This window comes from Coxiella endosymbiont of Ornithodoros maritimus, assembly GCF_907164965.1.
Classification (GTDB): Bacteria; Pseudomonadota; Gammaproteobacteria; order Coxiellales; family Coxiellaceae; genus Coxiella.
Window position 1 is genome coordinate 1 of sequence record NZ_CAJRAM010000038.1, and the last position, 15,426, is coordinate 15,426.

Here is a 15,426-nt window from a genome sequence, read left to right on the forward strand (position 1 = left end):
CCCATGAACCCGATACCAATGGTTCGCGCCTCCACACGCTTCTATCAACCACACAAGCCACCTTAAGGCCTTGCCACAGTGGACACATATTGAGCGCCTAACCCCTCTCGTGTGGATCACCTTACCCCACTCATCAATCCCACACAGTTGAAAAACCCCTTTTGCAATAAATACCAACACCAAGTATTTTAATATCTTTCATGGCCCTGCTCCTTTTTTTAAAAATAGAAACTCTATGTTGGCGCATTATAACGCCCTCTTTAAGGAGGGGCACTTTTCATTAGGTTACTTAGCCACTGGGCCCGCAAGGTGGTATAGAAAACCTACACTTCTAATCGCACCCGGATTAAACTTTAGGCTTGCTCTATCGCTAATCAGTATGATATATACGTAACAAATAACTAAGTAGTGTAGTAGTGCAAGTAGTGCACAATTTAGCCATGGTGGGACACAAAAATATGAAGTGACTTGTGACAGGGTTGTTACTCCACCCGAAATCCTAAGAGGAGAAAGAACCATGATGTCCAAACTGATCATTTCCGCGTTGACCCTATGCGTTTCTGGCGCGTTAAGCACGATTTTAGCTAGTACCCCCACTACCACGAAGCAACAAATCACCAAACGTGTCGATTACCTTCAGGCTCAAATTAATGAGTTGCGTACTCAACAGAAGAAAGAGCGACAAAAGAAAAAAGCACCCGATCGAAAATGTTCGAAGAAATCCTGTAAATACCGCTTGTCGCCCTTAAGCATTGGTCCTTACTTGCATAAAACACCCGCTTTTGATGCCTCTGATTTAGTTATTAACATTCCTACCGTCCGTGAAGATGTTCGTTTGCTTTTATTACAGCACCAATTGGAAGAAGAATGTCGTGCATTAGGGGTGCCCCTTCCCGAAATGCCCCGCGTGGTTTTTAGCGGAAAGTTAGAAGGCCAAACTTCATATGGAAGTACTTACGCAGGTTCAAGAAATGCCAATATTAATTTTAGTGGTGCTGAGTTTGATACTTATGTCCAAGCCAATCCTTGGATATCGGGTTATATGGCTCTCGATTATGATCCCGATGAGCTTTCAGATGCTTCCCGTGTTTTTATGAATCGGGCTTTCATCATGATTGGAAATTTAAGCCAATTTCCATTTTATCTCAGCGTCGGCCAAGTGTATGTTCCCTTTGGTCGCTATAGCAGCATGATGATCACTACCCCAGTGACTCAAGCGCTGGGTCGAACACGTGCCCGGGCGATAACGTTAGGCTATCAACAAACCGGCAACAATGCGTTACACGCGGAGTTGTATGGTTATCCAGGCCTCACAAATAATTTTTACCGCACTAATCACAATAATCAATGGGGAACTGATGTCGGGTATGAGTTTAGTGATGGCGATCGCGTTAGTGGTGAAATAGGCGCTAGCTTTATCTCTAACTTAGCAGATTCGCAAGGAATGCAGGCAATGGCATTTTTAGATAATGAAACATTGCGACACCGAGTACCGGCGCTGGGTGTTTATGGATCATTAGCTATCAAACCAGTAGTATTTATTGCAGAATACGTTGATGCTCTGAAGAGATTTGATATCCATGATGTCAATTTTGCAAACCGAGGCGCTCGTCCAACCGCCTTTCATGCTGAAGCAAATTACATGATCAAAACCAGCTCAAAGCCCAGCTCCATCGGCATCGCTTACGGTCACACCACCCAAGCATTGGCCGTAGCTCTAGCGCAGGATCGTTACAGTTTTTTCTACAATGTTAATATTTGGAAGGACACTAACTTTGCATTGGAATATCGTCACGACGTGAATTATACGCGCAATGCGATTTCCACAGGAACCAATCCAACCCCAGCCAAGATCGTTGTTGGTCTGGGTAAAAGCGACAACGTGGTAACGGCACAGTTCGATCTTTATTTTTAAAAATTTTAAGCTCCTATTGCTATCCCTCGGCCGCCCCGTCGTCATCCTGCGCCTCGGCCGCGGGATTCAGGTGATAATCGCACAAAGCCTAAATCCCAAATCCGGTAACCCAGGCGCTTCCCCCGTCTTTCAAATTTGGTCGTCATACGATCCTCATTCTGAAACAAAAACTGCCCTGGGCCCGCTTTATTTTTCAAACTATCGAAGTGACTCAACACATTTATCATTTGCAAAGCATAATTTTCCCAATCAGTTGCTAAATACAATTTCCCACCCGGCTTTAATTTCTGCACCATCAAAGCCACAAAATCAGCTTGAATCAAACGGCGTTTATGATGACGCTTTTTTGGCCAAGGATCGGGAAAGAAAATATGAATGCCAGCTAATGAATCCTCTGGGATACTGTATTTTAATACCGAAACAACATCTTCCTGGCAAATACGAAGGTTGGTAATACCCTCTTTTTTCAAACCCAACAGAAGCGAAGCAATGCCGGGACGGTAAATCTCAACGCCCAAATAATTAAGATTTGGATGCGATTTCGCCATTGCAAGCAATGACGACCCATTACCAAAACCAATTTCTAAGATAACATTGAAAGAATTTCTAAAAATTTCTTCAAAAACAATTTTCTTTTCAGTAAATATTATCCCATACTTCATCCATAAAGTTTCTAACGCTCGTTTTTGTGAGGTTGTTAATCGCCCTTCCCTGCGCACAAAACTTCTAATTGATTGCTTTTTAATCAACTTCTCATTCATTCTAACTAGATTCTCCACTCTGAATTAGGTAGCATTCTATGAATTTTTGCGGGTGTAGTTCAATGGTAGAACATAAGCTTCCCAAGCTTAGAACGTGGGTTCGACTCCCATCACCCGCTTAATCGATTCACTGAAGGGCCCTTTTATGCGTACTTTTATCAAGATTCTAGTCACCGTGGTTGTAGCCTTATTTCTGGTATCCGCTATCTCAGTTATAGCCTTGACCAAGCTTCTAAACTCCAACGACTATAAAGACCGTATTGACCACTACGTATATAACCAAACGGGCCGCCATTTAATGTTGAAAGGAAACCTTGGATGGTTTTTCATCCCGTGTTTAGGTGTTGACCTCAAGCAAGTTGAATTGAGCAATCCCGTCGACTTTCAAGGCACAAATTTAGCGAGCATTGGAGAAATTAAAATTAAAGTACACTTCTGGCCTCTCTTAATGGGCCGCGTTGAATTGGATAAAATTACGCTGGATAAAGCCACCATTAATTTGATTAAACACAAAAGCGGGAAAGACAATTGGGCGCAATGGAATCATTCAGCTATTACCAAAAACAATTCTAAAAATACAACCGATGCTAATAGAAAGATGGTGCCTCCGGTTAGCGAATTAAAAATCGCTGGTATTAATATTAGTAATACAACTATTAATTTAATTGATCAAAAATCGTCCTCGATAACTTCTTTAAAAGGGATAAATTTAACAACTGGCCATATTGGAAATGCTGTTAATTTCCCTGTGTCAATGCAATTTACCTTAGCTTCGAATCAATCCAAAAACACATTCAATACTACTCTTACTGCTGATGCTGATTTAAATTTTCAACAGTCTAATTACAGTCTCTCTAACATAAAGTTTAACGGTACTCTCCTGCGACCTAGCTTACCACCAGTGCCTGTCAATATTGTTACCAACTTAACCGTGAATCTCAATCAACAAAATATCTCTATCTCTCCGCTCAATTTAAAATTAGCGAATATGCAGCTAAATGGAAAAATAGAAATTAATCAACTACAAACGCCTCATAGGCTATCCATTAAATTAGGAACCGTAAACACCGATTTAAAACAACTGCTTACCGCGTTACGAGGAAAGTCTCCTTTAGCAGGTCAATTCTCTTTTGATACGGTATTAACCACTTCAGGTAACTCTAAAGAGGAGTTTTTAAGTCATTTAAATGGAAGCGGTAAATTTGCCGTTCAGAATGGGACTATTTGGGGTATTAATATTAATGGGTTCCTTGCACAAGCCAACGCGTTATTAACTCATCGATCAGTGTCTCAATTAAAAAATTCTAAGACAACGGCCTTTTCAAATTTGACAGGAACTTATATGGTTAAAAATGGGATTCTAAATAACAACGATCTCAAAATGAATGCGGCCCCAATTACCGCGAAGGGACTTGGCACGATAAATTTGATGGACAACCGCATCAATTACACGCTAACCACAGCGTACACAAAATCGGGCGCCCCTCCTCAGTTTGAAGTGCCTATTCTCATCCATGGGACGGTTAATTCACCGACTATTCGACCCGATTTTTCAACCCTGGCTAGTAAAATATTAACTAATGAACTTGAGAAAAAAGTAAAGCAATGCACCGGCGGAATTAAAAAATTAAATTTAAACAATTACTTTCGCTAATTAGAATGGATCCTAAACAATTTGCACAAGGGGTGTTACGCTGGTTTGACCGCTACGGCCGTCATGACCTTCCTTGGCAAAAAAAACTGACCCCCTATCGCGTATGGGTGTCTGAAATCATGTTGCAGCAAACGCAGGTTTCAACAGTCATCCCTTATTTTGAGCGGTTTATTAAACGATTTCCCAGCATAGGAGCTCTTGCGTTAGCCCCGCTTGATGAAGTTCTCGCCCATTGGTCAGGCTTGGGGTATTACGCCCGTGCACACAACTTACATCGTGCGGCTCAAATTATTCATATGACTTATCATGGCCACTTTCCTTCAACCCTAAAAACCTTATCAAGCCTACCAGGCATTGGCCGCTCAACCGCCGGCGCTGTTTTATCCTTAGGGATGCATCAGTACGCTGTTATTTTAGATGGTAACCTCAAGCGGGTTCTTGCACGTTACAATGCTCTTGACATTCCAATTAATCAACAGGTTGGAATTAATATTTTATGGAACTTAGCTGAAAAATATACCCCACGAAACCGCTGTTGGGATTACAATCAAGCCATGATGGATATCGGCTCGATGATTTGTACACGAACGAAGCCCAAGTGTTCGTTGTGTCCGTTAAAATCGAGTTGCAAAGCTCATCGTCTCTCACAACAAATGAATTTTCCTATTAAAAAAGCTAAAACTGCACGGACGCAAAAAGCGGCTTATTTATTATTGCTTCGAAGCTCCCGGGGAGAAATTTTACTTGAAAAGCGCCCCCCCAGCGGGATTTGGGGAGGATTATGGAGCTTTCCGGAGTGCCCCACTGAAGAGGATATTGAAAAATGGTGCCAAACCAAACTCGGTTTTGAAGCTCTTATCTGCGAACGATGGAATTCTATTTTCCATCAGTTCAGCCACTTCGAATTCGAAATCAAACCCGTTTTATTACAAATCAAAATAAGACAGCCTCGAGTGATGGAATGTCCTCCCCAGATTTGGTATAAAGAACATTCAGCACTACCGGGCGGTATTGCGGCTCCAGTAGCCCGTCTATTGAAACAATTAATCCAACAGACTGCTGTGTTATGACTCGACGTATTATTTGTCAAAAATTAGGTAAAGAAGCCGATGCTCTTAACTATTCCCCCTACCCCGGCGAATTGGGTGAGCGTATTTATAACCATATTTCTGAACAGGCCTGGCAAGCCTGGTTGTCACACCAAACCATGCTTATTAACGAGTATCGCCTAAGCCTCATTGACCCCAAAGCCCGTCAATTCCTCGAACAGGAAATGATAAACTTCCTTTTTGGCACCGGAAGCGAAAAGCCAGCCGGCTACACCTCTGAAAAGGAATAATTTACATCGGATGATAAGTCTCTGCACCACTGTCTTTTTAGAACACGGGAACGTGCTGACAGCAAAATTGCTCATCTACTAATGGACTTGGGCTCACTTTGAAAAGCAACTGCTACGCAGGTCCCGTGATCTTTGAAGATATCACCCTTCGGACAATTTGGAGCTTGTTCCAGCGGCACGCAAGAAACGTTATCAAAATTTAAACAATAAGTCTCCCTTGCCAATACCCCATCATAAAGGTATACACAAACACCATTGATATTCTCATCTTCATCAGGACCGAAAAGGAAGTATTTTCCCTGGCCATAGCTGAGGATCATCATACAAAAACAGAGACAAAAGAAACAAAGACCTCTTAACATCACAACTCCTTAAAGTTTATTTTGAAGGAGTTTAGCGAGTAAATAGGAAGAACCAATACCATAGTTATGTCTCTATTTGCTGGAAACAGAAAAATGTACCAAAATATTCTTATCTTTTAGTTTAAGTTCAATGAGGATTATTATGAATCCATCTTTAACCCAAGATCCGCAAAAGGCAAAAGAATTTTTTGAGAGAAAAATGGCTTTTACCACGGGGCCTGTAGAAGGCTCCGGGATGCTTAAAAAGAATGCACAAAGATTCAAGTAGTGGATGTCCACGCCCCCGAGGAGTATAAAAAAGGCCACGTCCCCGGCGCTATTAATTTACCTTCTAACGAATGGGAAAAACCGCTGAAAAATGAGACAAAGAAAAGAGGAATATTATTTATTGCTATTCACAAGCCTACCACCTCGCCGCCCAAGCCGCGGTAAAGTTTGCCGAACCAAAGCTCCCCGTCATGGAAATGAAAGGTGGATTCAAAACCTGGACCGAGCATAAACTTGGAACCGAGAAATGATATTGACTTAACCCCCAACCTCAAGCACTATAAGCCCCCTGGGCGGCCAGATAGCTCAGTCGGTAGAGCAGAGGACTGAAAATCCTCGTGTCGGCAGTTCGATTCTGCCTCTGGCCACCATGAAATCAATAGGTTATAAAAATACCGGTGGGTGTTAATTTTTCGAGGGTCCTCAAAGGGCTATCAACTAAATGCGTTTGTAACTATCTTTTTCAGATCAGGTATTCGTAATAGTTGAAAAAATACCTCCCACATAAGGAACATCTCCTCCAACAATTTGCAATGCCAGTCGATTAACTTTTGCAGCTTTAGTTGTTTCAGGCGGTTTGTTATTTTGTTGCTTATTTAAATCTTCCATCATTCGATGACAATAAAGTTTTTCTATTCGCAGCGATAACTTTCAATTCGCTTCAATCGTCGTATCTTAAGAATGCGCAGTCGATTTCATACCAACCCGCTCAATGACTTCCCTAATTCCCCTCACGGAACTAATCACGTCCAACGGTGCTTGCTCACCGCCCATATCCGTTCTCAGCCAAGTTGGATTTATGGAACTTACCCGTACGTAATACCTCTTCGCTTTAAATCGATGGCCAAGGATTTTGTTATCGCATTCAACGCGCTTTTACTATCACGGTAAACATAATAATTCGTTGACATTCTCAATAATACTACCCATCGCGATACTCATATTAATGCTTAATTTTTTCTGATTTTTCGACTGATTCTAGCAGCACCTGCGCCATCAATAATGGCGCAATAGTATTTATTTTAATACCTCAAAAGCTCTCTCAATGTCATGAATAGATTCGAATTCACGTAAATTTTTAGCACTAACGCCAGCATTATTAAACAGAATATTGATCCCCTCATTTTTCAAGCGCTAGTCCAATGCTTGTGTTGCTTTTTCATCTAATACATCCAACTCGTGCAGCGTAAGCGGTTGCTTTTTTTCTGCTGCCAATTCAAAAAGTGAATTAAAAGCTTTTTATCCTTCTATCAACCGTCAACCTGCCCACATGCTGCAAGATACTGTTTCAAAAACTCAAGCCCAATGCCACGATTAGCGCCGCTAATCAAAATCCTTTTCATTACAGTCTTCCTACAACTTCAGCGACGTGACCGTCCACCTTAACTTTAGGCCAAACAGCCGAAATCACCCCTTCTTCATCAATAAGAAAAGTCGTGCGTTCAATACCTTTGTACTTCCTTCCAAATCGATTTTTATCAACCATCACACCGTATTGTTCGCAAACAGTATTGTCTTTATCGGATAGCAGAGTAAATGGCAAATTATATTTCTGTTTGAATGTTTGATGAGCTTTAACACTGTCTTTTGAAACACCTAAAACAACAGCTCCGGTCTTCGATAATTGGGACCAGAGATCGCGAAACCCACACGCTTCTTTGGTACACCCTGGCGTATCGTCTTTAGGATAAAAATACAAAATAACCTTTTTACCTTTTAAATGATCCAGTGATAACATTTCGCCTTCATCCGTAAGCAGTGTAAAAATAGGTGCCTTCTGACCGACTTCAATGGACATAGTTTTTCTCCTGAGTAGGAATTGAGAGAATGTTGAATCAAATTTACAATGGGGGATGAGATTTGGCAAGCCATGCTAATCTCGCGATTAAAGGATTTTATTATGTCTTAGATCATTTCTTACGATATTATGTCTTCGAATCCTTCTCCAGCAAAAGAAGTACAACCAGAAATGATCGAACAATTGCAAAAATGAAAAGTCATTTATTTTCCCAAACTAACTTTTCTGATTAATCTCGATCAAGGCGTTTTTTCAAACCCGAACTATTTGGCAAAAGAACAAAAAAACCCTAAAGCCCAAAGTTTTAAAGGAATCAATCCACAAAAACAAAATTTGGGGCCATTAAAAGAAATAATTAAAGATTTCTCAACACGCGCAACCCAATTAATAACCACGCTCTTTCCTTATTATTATAGTAAATGGAGTTGCCGCTCAATATTCAGGCTTCAATAAAAAATTGGAGTCTACAGCATGATTAAATACGCCACTTTACGTATCATTTGGTGGAGGATTATCGGTTTTCTGATAAGCGATTTTGTAATCATGGATGGATTCGATCTTGGCACTGCCAGTCTATTACCTTTTTTAGGACGAACCGATACTGAACGCCAGATTATTCTCAATATCATGAGACCCGTCTGGGAGGGCAACCAAGTTTGGTTTATTTTAGGCGGCGGGGTTTTATTAGCCCCGCCGCCTTTTCTGGGCGCCGTTGCTTTTTCCAGTTTTTATTTCGCTATACTACTTAATTTTACTGACGCTTATTTTGCCGCCCAATAGGTTTTAAATACGGAAGCAAAATTCAAAATAAAGCCTGGCGTTCTATTTGGGATTACCGTGGGCAATGGTAATCCAAGGGGTACCTTTTTATTTTACGACCGAATTACGCTCAGTTTATACGAGCACTTTGAGGGCATTGCTTAACCCTTTCGCGCTTCTCTGTGGCTTATATTAGCCCTCGCCATGATGATGATGCAAGAAAGCTACTTTTTTAGCATCAAAACGAAAAAAGAATTACAGCACCGCGCATTGATTACGGCGTGGATCATGCCGCTTTTAGTTATTCCTTGATTTGCTATCAGCAGTGTGTGGGTTATCTATGGCGTTAAAGGTTATGTAGTCACCTCGGGAATTAACCCTGCAGAATTTTCAAATCCATTAATGAAAGCGGTCGAAGTGCAAAAAGGAGCGTGACTCACTAACTTTATTAACTATCCTAATTTTATAGTTGGCGCCTTTGTTAGGATTTGCTGGCACATTTTTCGCGTTTGTTTTTATACGCCGCTTCCCAAAGTTATACTTTGTAGGCAGCAGCCTCAGTATTTTTGGCATTATTAGCACTGTTGGATTAGCAATGTTCCCGTTCTTACTGTCCTCTTCCAGTCATCCTCAATCTAGTTTATTGGTCTAGGACGCATCTGCCAGCCAATTATCGCTTTCCTGCAACGTACTTCTATGTACGCTGCGCTGCTACTAAAAATCAATGAATTCTAGCCAGTATAGTGCATTATAAGCAGGCCCTAATATTTTTTGATATATTTAGAGGCTTTTTGGCGGCGATACCAATTAACAAGGTATCGGTGAGCCAATGTTTTACTATGAATAATTAACACATTTTCGGCATTATAATGTTGGGCAGACACCGTGTAATTAAACGACCCTGTTTCGACGACGGCTTTATCAACAATCATTATCTTGTTGTGGGCAATATCCAATTGAAAATCCTCCCATACAGGTATTCCATTGCGGATTAAATACCTCGTCGAAGAATAATATTTTCCTGCAAACTGACTTTTATCTAAAATCACCAATACCTTAACTCCGCGTTTCTTTGCTCGAACTAATGCATTCGCAATAGGATCGGAGCTAAATGAATAACCTTGTACATAAATACTTTGCCTCGCCTGACTAAGCATTTTCACAATTTTCCCAGTGCAATTTTGATACGGCGTGAAACAAACCTCATAATAACTTCCCCGTTGCAAAACTGAAGCCTGTGGACTCGCTACAAAAACAAAAAATAAAAAATTAGGGAACAGATATTTTTTCATGACATTTCTTAAAGGTAAATTAATTTTTCTAACTTTATCTTTTTTATATCAAAATTAAATTGCTCTCACAAATAAAAATGATTATCATTCGCGTTGATTAATTATCAGGAGTTGTCTTATGAATAAGTCTTATGAATAATATGAATAAAAAATTTCTCTTTTTCTCAGCTTATCCATGGCGCTCATATCCGGTTTAACCTTTTATAACGCAGCAGCCGAGGAAACGTTGGATGTAAAATTTTTAATACTAGCAATAATCGTACTATTTTCAGAATTTTTTAAAATAAAAACCACCTCGAGCATACCCATGATCACCACGATCCAGCCCATGAACCTCTTTTACCCTCACCAGGAATTGATTCACCTAACAATTACAGTTCAAAAAATCACTCACAAACAACTAATGCCTTGCTAAACCGAACCTCCACAATATCAACTATTGTTAAAGGAAGCGCAACTATTTACCCTTTACCCTTTACCCTTCTTCGGTTTTGCTTGTTATGAATTGTGGTAGCAAAGTAAATCATTAATAGATTTTTTTAATACCTCTACAAAGTTAACTTTTCTACCCACGATTTTCCTGTGGGGCCGCTATGCGCTCATACCGGTCTCTCACAGGATAATAAATATTTGGAGTCAGGAGGAAGTCGAAAAATTTACGGCAAGAGTTACCCACACAGGTGAACGCAAAGGCTTTATCCAAAACAAAGCTGTATTATTTTTTACTTTTCTGGGTTTAAGCGGGACGCATCTTCCTGAAAGTTTTTTACTTTCAAATAAAACTAAAGGGTGGAAAGAAATTTTAAGTATTTTAGGACTCTCAATCCATCGCGCCGTTGCTCATCTCGATCACGTCCGTTCGCTCCCTCAAACGCTTAAAGAAGTCTGGCAAAAAAATACAAAAGGAAAATTAGCCTTACTATGTTTCGCCGCTTCCGGCGCGGGTTTAATCCATGCGTCCCCAGCGTTATTAAGCACTTTTTACTATTGGGATAAAACAGCTATGGGACTTAAAATAGCCATGGGTAATACTTGTTAGCATAGAAACGCTGACCGGCGCAGGAGAATTCTTACAACATGGCGGACAGCACGCCTTAGAATTTTTCACGCCAAAGGCAATTGACAATCAAAATGTTAATACAGAAAATGAAAGATGTAGAGCCTGCTGTTACCCCTGATGTTAGTGGCGCTATCAGACGCCTAATTTATACCCTCTCTCGTCTGGCGAGAGAGGGTCAAAAACTCCAAGATATCCTTTATAACTTCAGGCCCTTCATAAATCAAACCCGTGTAAAGCTGAACTAAGCGGGCTCCCGCGTTTATTAGAGTCTGTGCATTTTCACCTGAAAAAATACCCCCAACAGCAACGATAGGAATCTCATCGCCAAGAAAAGAATGCAACAGTTTAACCACCTGCAAAGTCATTGGAAAAAGCGGCTTACCACTAAGCCCCCCCTCTTCATTTGCATTCGGTAATTTTTCAACACTTTGGTGAGAGTTTGAAGTATTTGTAGCCACAATACCCTCTATTCGATGCTGTAATGCTAGCGTGGCAATCGTTTGAATTTCTTCAGGAGTTAAATCCGGTGCGATCTTTAAAAGCAGCGGCATACGTTTATGATATTGATCTTCCAAGCGACGCTGATCCTCTTTCAATCGAGTCAACAAATTAACTAGATAACGTTCGGATTGCAATTGGCGTAATTTGGGTGTGTTAGGAGAAGATATATTTATTGTAACATAATCAACATAACTGTATAATTTTTCAAAACAATTTTGATAATCTTCATGTGCTTTCTCCAAAGGCGTTGTCAAATTTTTACTGATATTAACACCGACAATTCCTTTAACTTTTCTCCTTTTTAATTGCTCCACTAAATAATCCACCCCCAAGTTATTAAAACCCATTCGGTTAATTAGAGCTCGGGCTTGAGGTAAGCGAAAGATTCGCGGTTTGGAATTACCCGGTTGTGGCTTAGGTGTAACAGCTCCAACCTCAATAAAACCAAAGCCTAATCCTAATAGCTCATCCATGTATTCGCCATTTTTATCCAACCCGGCAGCCAATCCCACCGGATTTGGAAATTCAATCCCAAATACAAGGGTTAGCTTTCGAGGAAAACGTCGCAAACGTCGATTAATCAACCGGTAGCAATAAAACCATTTCAAATAATTTAAGGTCAGTGCGTGTGCCGTTTCTGGTTCTAATTTAAATAACCAAGGACGCAAATACCGATAAATCATAAAACGCACTCTCTCGCCCATAACCGTAACATGGCGTTACTCCCTCTTTGTAATTTATAGGGGACTTTGCGCACTTCAATGCCATAATTTTTCTCTTGTAAAGTAAGGATGAGCGGGTCTAATGTGTCCAATACCTTACCCTGCTCATCCAACAACGGAAAAATGCGTACCTCATGCGTAATACGACACAATTCCATAATCGCTAATTGCGGTAAGTCCGTTTCATTCCGAAATACCAAGTCTGCACACAAATCTAACTCAAACTGAAAATCGGCAAAAGGCAAATGCGGTAAATGAGCGACTTGATAAGGATTTTCAATTAGCCCTTGCGAATAATCCGTCACAAAAATTTGGGCGTACTGATTCGAAAGGGCCAGAATGTCTTCTAATGTTTTTTCTCCTTCCGTATGAATACGATTCGCGTAGTGATGGAGTTGCGTCGCTAAACGTTGGATGACATTATCCACATGCTTTAACATGTCCATCGGCTCTAAATCGTAATGAGGATCAGCGCTAATAACCTTATCGTACCCTGCTTTAAGCATTTCAGCATTAAAGCTCGATACAGTAGCAGGGTAATCTAAAATTTTACGATCAAACTCTGTATCTGTTAAATCGAACATCGCCTGATAATCTTCAAAGCTATGAACCCAGCTTGATATTAAGGGAGCCTTAGTCGTTGTTATCATTGTTATCTTCCATGCTCAATGGTTAAAATAAACATCTTTTAAATAATTCTCTTTCACAAAGAGAGGATTGTAACTAAAGGTAATCATAACATGATTCACGGCCCATCCTTCCAGTTTGAAGAAACCATTGAGATGTTGCGCAAAGCTGTGCAACAATTTGCCAGTGAAGAAATTGCCCCCCGCGCTGTTCTCATCGATGCCAACAATCAATTTCCTCGTGATCTATGGCCAAAATTAGGCGATTTAGGGGTTCTTGGTATTACTGTAAATGAAGAATACGGTGGTTCCCAAATGGGATACCTTGCTCACGTCATCGCTATGGAAGAAATCAGCCGTGCTTCCGGTTCTGTAGGTTTAAGCTACGGCGCTCACTCTAACTTATGTGTTAACCAAATTAACCGCTTCGGCACTGAGAGCCAAAAAAAACGCTATTTGCCTAAACTTATCAATGGCGAGCACGTCGGCGCCTTAGCGATGAGTGAAACCGAGGCCGGGTCGGATGTGGTGGGTATGCGGCTTCGCGCCGAAGAAAAAGGCGATGTATTCATTTTGAATGGCACAAAAATGTGGATAACTAATGGCCCCGAAGCTGATGTTGTCATCGTCTATGCAAAAAGCGATCCCGGAGCAGGTTCACGCGGCATTACTGCTTTTTTAATTGAAAAAGAGTTCCCCGGTTATCGAATCGCTCAAAAGCTTCATAAATTGGGTATGCGAGGATCAGATACCTGCGAGCTGGTATTCGATCATTGCGAAGTACCTAAAGAAAATGTTTTGGGAGAATTAAATAAAGGTATTTCCGTACTCATGAGTGGCCTAGATTACGAACGTTTAGTTTTAGGAGGCGGGCCACTGGGATTAATGCAGGCTTGTCTTGATACGGTTTTACCTTACGTTCATGAGCGCAAACAATTTAAAAAACCCATCGGCGAATTTCAATTAATTCAAGCAAAAATAGCTGATATATACACCGCTCTTAACGCAAGCCGCGCGTATTTATACGCCATCGCACAAAGCGCCGATGCGGGAAAAATTTATTCCAAAGACGCTGCCAGCGCTCTCATGTTTGCTGCGGAAAATGCGACTCAAGTCGCCCTTCAGGCGATTCAATGCCTCGGTGGCAATGGATACATTACAGAATTCCTTGTCGAACGCTTTTTACGAGACGCTAAATTATACGAGATCGGCGCCGGCACTTCGGAAATTCGTCGAATCGTTGTTGGGCGGGAATTATTTCGAGAAGGAAAACATTAATGGAAAACCCCATTGTTATTGTAAGTGCAGCACGAACGCCCATGGATCATTACGGCGGTTATTTTAAAGAGATGCCGGCACCAGAATTAGGGGCCGCAGTTATTAAAGCGGTAGTTGAGCGTGCTGCCTTGCAAGCCGTGGAAATTGATGAAGTTATCATGGGCTGCGTTTTACCCACCGGCCAAGGTCAGCCTCCGGCGAGACAAGCCGCACTCAAAGCAGGTTTTCCCGTGAGCACCCTTGCACTATATCATCAATAAAAATCATCAATAAAATGTGTGGTTCAGGAATGAAGGCAATTATGCTAGCGCACGATGAAATACTCGCCGGCTCCTACCCACATATTATCGCGGCTGGAATGGAAAATATGTCTCGTGCGCCCTATTTAGTGATGAAAACGCGGTTCGGTTACCGTTTGAGACACGATCGAATTTACGATCATATGATGCTTGATGGATTGGAAGATGCGTACGACAAGGGAAAAGCGATGGGGATCTTTGCCAAAAAATGCGTGGATAAATATCAATTTACCCGCGAAGCATTGGATAAATTTGCAATCGAATCGTTGCTTTGTGCTAAAAAGCTAACGAAAACGGCAGCTTCACCCTCGGAAATAGTACCGATAACAATCAGTCATCAACGAGAAACCTTGACTGCGGATCATCATGAAAATGCCATGAAAGCCAATCCAGAAAAAATTCCTCAATTAAAACCTGTTCTTAAAGCCGATGGCGCTGTAATCGCTGATAATTCCAGTTCCATTTCCGATGGCACTGCTGCCGTTACATTAATTCGTCTATTAGAAGCAAAAAAATTAAATATCCAGCCGCCGGCAAAAATCATCGAGCATTTTACTTACGCAGAAGATCCTAGTTGGTTGACCACTGCTCCGATCGACGCTATTCGCGGATTCGGATTATTAAAAAATTCTTGGAAAAAGAAGCAGTGGATTTATTTAAAATCAATGAAGCGTTTGCTGCTGTCACCATGCCCGCGGTAAAAGAAATCGGCCTTGCCCATAATTAGGATCAACATCCACGGCGGCGGCGAAGCAACAGCGATTCCTGTTCAGAGGACAGAACTGAGGACAGA

General features: G+C 41.2%; 11 protein-coding genes, 2 tRNA genes and 8 pseudogenes. 12 read left to right on the forward strand and 9 right to left on the reverse strand.

From position 1 onward, the window contains the following. Nucleotides 1–202 (reverse strand): annotated as a pseudogene (locus OWO34_RS04420) (IS110 family transposase); the annotation flags it as partial. Between the two features lie 315 nt (nucleotides 203–517). Between OWO34_RS04420 and OWO34_RS04425 the strand changes: the two are divergent. Then, nucleotides 518–1,915, forward strand: coding sequence for an LbtU family siderophore porin (locus tag OWO34_RS04425; protein WP_456064370.1), 1,398 nt, complete (start codon nucleotides 518–520; stop codon nucleotides 1,913–1,915). A gap of 41 nt (nucleotides 1,916–1,956) precedes the next feature. Here the strand turns inward: OWO34_RS04425 and trmB are convergent, their stop codons facing one another. Next, nucleotides 1,957–2,676, reverse strand: coding sequence for a tRNA (guanosine(46)-N7)-methyltransferase TrmB (gene trmB, locus OWO34_RS04430; protein WP_267256686.1), 720 nt, complete (start codon nucleotides 2,674–2,676; stop codon nucleotides 1,957–1,959). Between the two features lie 48 nt (nucleotides 2,677–2,724). Between trmB and OWO34_RS04435 the strand changes: the two genes are divergently transcribed. The 4 genes from OWO34_RS04435 to OWO34_RS04450 all read left to right on the forward strand — a co-directional run bounded on the left by OWO34_RS04435 (nucleotide 2,725) and on the right by OWO34_RS04450 (nucleotide 5,669). Beyond that, nucleotides 2,725–2,795, forward strand: a tRNA-Gly gene (locus OWO34_RS04435). 26 nt (nucleotides 2,796–2,821) lie between these two features. Then, the gene (locus OWO34_RS04440; RefSeq protein ID WP_267256687.1) at nucleotides 2,822–4,330 is read left to right on the forward strand and encodes an AsmA family protein; all 1,509 of its coding nucleotides are present in this window, start codon (nucleotides 2,822–2,824) and stop codon (nucleotides 4,328–4,330) included. A gap of 5 nt (nucleotides 4,331–4,335) precedes the next feature. After that, complete coding sequence (gene mutY, locus OWO34_RS04445; RefSeq protein WP_267256688.1) at nucleotides 4,336–5,400, forward strand: A/G-specific adenine glycosylase; 1,065 nt, start codon at nucleotides 4,336–4,338, stop codon at nucleotides 5,398–5,400. Further along, nucleotides 5,397–5,669: an oxidative damage protection protein gene (locus tag OWO34_RS04450; protein WP_005768500.1), complete on the forward strand. Its 273-nt coding sequence runs from the start codon at nucleotides 5,397–5,399 to the stop codon at nucleotides 5,667–5,669. The genes mutY and OWO34_RS04450 overlap by 4 nt, the downstream gene beginning before the upstream one ends. 37 nt (nucleotides 5,670–5,706) lie before the next feature. Here OWO34_RS04450 and OWO34_RS04455 read toward each other — a convergent pair. Continuing rightward, nucleotides 5,707–6,031, reverse strand: a pseudogene (locus OWO34_RS04455) (hypothetical protein). Nucleotides 6,032–6,107: 76 nt separating this feature from the next. On the opposite strand from OWO34_RS04455, the pseudogene OWO34_RS04460 reads away from it, so the two are divergent. Both OWO34_RS04460 and OWO34_RS04465 read left to right on the forward strand, forming a co-directional pair. Beyond that, nucleotides 6,108–6,549: pseudogene (locus OWO34_RS04460) on the forward strand (rhodanese-like domain-containing protein). A 44-nt stretch (nucleotides 6,550–6,593) separates the two neighbouring features. Next, nucleotides 6,594–6,669, forward strand: a tRNA-Phe gene (locus OWO34_RS04465). 97 nt (nucleotides 6,670–6,766) lie between these two features. Here the strand turns inward: OWO34_RS04465 and OWO34_RS04470 are convergent. From OWO34_RS04470 to bcp, 3 genes and pseudogenes are all read right to left on the reverse strand, one after another. Further along, the gene (locus OWO34_RS04470) at nucleotides 6,767–6,910 is read right to left on the reverse strand and encodes a hypothetical protein (protein WP_267256689.1); all 144 of its coding nucleotides are present in this window, start codon (nucleotides 6,908–6,910) and stop codon (nucleotides 6,767–6,769) included. Between the two features lie 63 nt (nucleotides 6,911–6,973). Beyond that, nucleotides 6,974–7,641: pseudogene (locus OWO34_RS04475) on the reverse strand (SDR family oxidoreductase). After that, the gene (bcp, locus tag OWO34_RS04480; protein ID WP_267256690.1) at nucleotides 7,641–8,096 is read right to left on the reverse strand and encodes a thioredoxin-dependent thiol peroxidase; all 456 of its coding nucleotides are present in this window, start codon (nucleotides 8,094–8,096) and stop codon (nucleotides 7,641–7,643) included. The pseudogene OWO34_RS04475 and the gene bcp overlap by 1 nt, the downstream one beginning before the upstream one ends. 129 nt (nucleotides 8,097–8,225) lie before the next feature. On the opposite strand from bcp, the pseudogene OWO34_RS04485 reads away from it, so the two are divergent. Further along, nucleotides 8,226–8,540: pseudogene (locus OWO34_RS04485) on the forward strand (Kdo hydroxylase family protein); the annotation flags it as partial. Between the two features lie 27 nt (nucleotides 8,541–8,567). Further along, a pseudogene (cydB, locus tag OWO34_RS04490) lies at nucleotides 8,568–9,504 on the forward strand (cytochrome d ubiquinol oxidase subunit II); the annotation flags it as partial. A 112-nt stretch (nucleotides 9,505–9,616) separates the two neighbouring features. Here the strand turns inward: cydB and OWO34_RS04495 are convergent. Next, nucleotides 9,617–10,147: a phospholipase D family nuclease gene (locus OWO34_RS04495; RefSeq protein WP_267256691.1), complete on the reverse strand. Its 531-nt coding sequence runs from the start codon at nucleotides 10,145–10,147 to the stop codon at nucleotides 9,617–9,619. A gap of 175 nt (nucleotides 10,148–10,322) precedes the next feature. Between OWO34_RS04495 and OWO34_RS04500 the strand changes: the two are divergent. Then, nucleotides 10,323–11,341 (forward strand): annotated as a pseudogene (locus OWO34_RS04500) (hypothetical protein); the annotation flags it as partial. A 6-nt stretch (nucleotides 11,342–11,347) separates the two neighbouring features. Here OWO34_RS04500 and OWO34_RS04505 read toward each other — a convergent pair. Both OWO34_RS04505 and OWO34_RS04510 read right to left on the reverse strand, forming a co-directional pair. Beyond that, on the reverse strand, nucleotides 11,348–12,391 hold the full coding sequence (locus OWO34_RS04505; RefSeq protein ID WP_267256692.1) for a quinone-dependent dihydroorotate dehydrogenase: 1,044 nt from the start codon (nucleotides 12,389–12,391) through the stop codon (nucleotides 11,348–11,350). After that, nucleotides 12,388–13,080, reverse strand: coding sequence for a hypothetical protein (locus OWO34_RS04510; protein WP_267256693.1), 693 nt, complete (start codon nucleotides 13,078–13,080; stop codon nucleotides 12,388–12,390). Before OWO34_RS04510 ends, OWO34_RS04505 begins: the two co-directional genes overlap by 4 nt. 90 nt (nucleotides 13,081–13,170) lie before the next feature. Here OWO34_RS04510 and OWO34_RS04515 point away from each other — a divergent pair, with 90 nt between their 5' ends. Together OWO34_RS04515 and OWO34_RS04520 are read left to right on the forward strand one after the other, a co-directional pair. Then, the gene (locus OWO34_RS04515) at nucleotides 13,171–14,334 is read left to right on the forward strand and encodes an isovaleryl-CoA dehydrogenase (protein WP_267256694.1); all 1,164 of its coding nucleotides are present in this window, start codon (nucleotides 13,171–13,173) and stop codon (nucleotides 14,332–14,334) included. Continuing rightward, nucleotides 14,334–15,403 (forward strand): annotated as a pseudogene (locus OWO34_RS04520) (acetyl-CoA C-acyltransferase); the annotation flags it as partial. The gene OWO34_RS04515 and the pseudogene OWO34_RS04520, both read left to right, overlap by 1 nt. Nucleotides 15,404–15,426: the final 23 nt, after the last annotated feature.

What these genes read in the sequence shown, in the direction of transcription:
- bcp (WP_267256690.1), bottom strand. Translation starts at nt 8,096, where the DNA reads ATGTCCATTGAAGTCGGTCAGAAGGCACCTATTTTTACACTGCTTACG.
- OWO34_RS04425 (WP_456064370.1), top strand. Translation starts at nt 518, where the DNA reads ATGATGTCCAAACTGATCATTTCCGCGTTGACCCTATGCGTTTCTGGC.
- OWO34_RS04470 (WP_267256689.1), bottom strand. Translation starts at nt 6,910, where the DNA reads ATGATGGAAGATTTAAATAAGCAACAAAATAACAAACCGCCTGAAACA.
- OWO34_RS04440 (WP_267256687.1), top strand. Translation starts at nt 2,822, where the DNA reads ATGCGTACTTTTATCAAGATTCTAGTCACCGTGGTTGTAGCCTTATTT.
- OWO34_RS04510 (WP_267256693.1), bottom strand. Translation starts at nt 13,080, where the DNA reads ATGATAACAACGACTAAGGCTCCCTTAATATCAAGCTGGGTTCATAGC.
- mutY (WP_267256688.1), top strand. Translation starts at nt 4,336, where the DNA reads ATGGATCCTAAACAATTTGCACAAGGGGTGTTACGCTGGTTTGACCGC.
- OWO34_RS04495 (WP_267256691.1), bottom strand. Translation starts at nt 10,147, where the DNA reads ATGAAAAAATATCTGTTCCCTAATTTTTTATTTTTTGTTTTTGTAGCG.
- trmB (WP_267256686.1), bottom strand. Translation starts at nt 2,676, where the DNA reads ATGAATGAGAAGTTGATTAAAAAGCAATCAATTAGAAGTTTTGTGCGC.
- OWO34_RS04505 (WP_267256692.1), bottom strand. Translation starts at nt 12,391, where the DNA reads ATGATTTATCGGTATTTGCGTCCTTGGTTATTTAAATTAGAACCAGAA.
- OWO34_RS04515 (WP_267256694.1), top strand. Translation starts at nt 13,171, where the DNA reads ATGATTCACGGCCCATCCTTCCAGTTTGAAGAAACCATTGAGATGTTG.
- OWO34_RS04450 (WP_005768500.1), top strand. Translation starts at nt 5,397, where the DNA reads ATGACTCGACGTATTATTTGTCAAAAATTAGGTAAAGAAGCCGATGCT.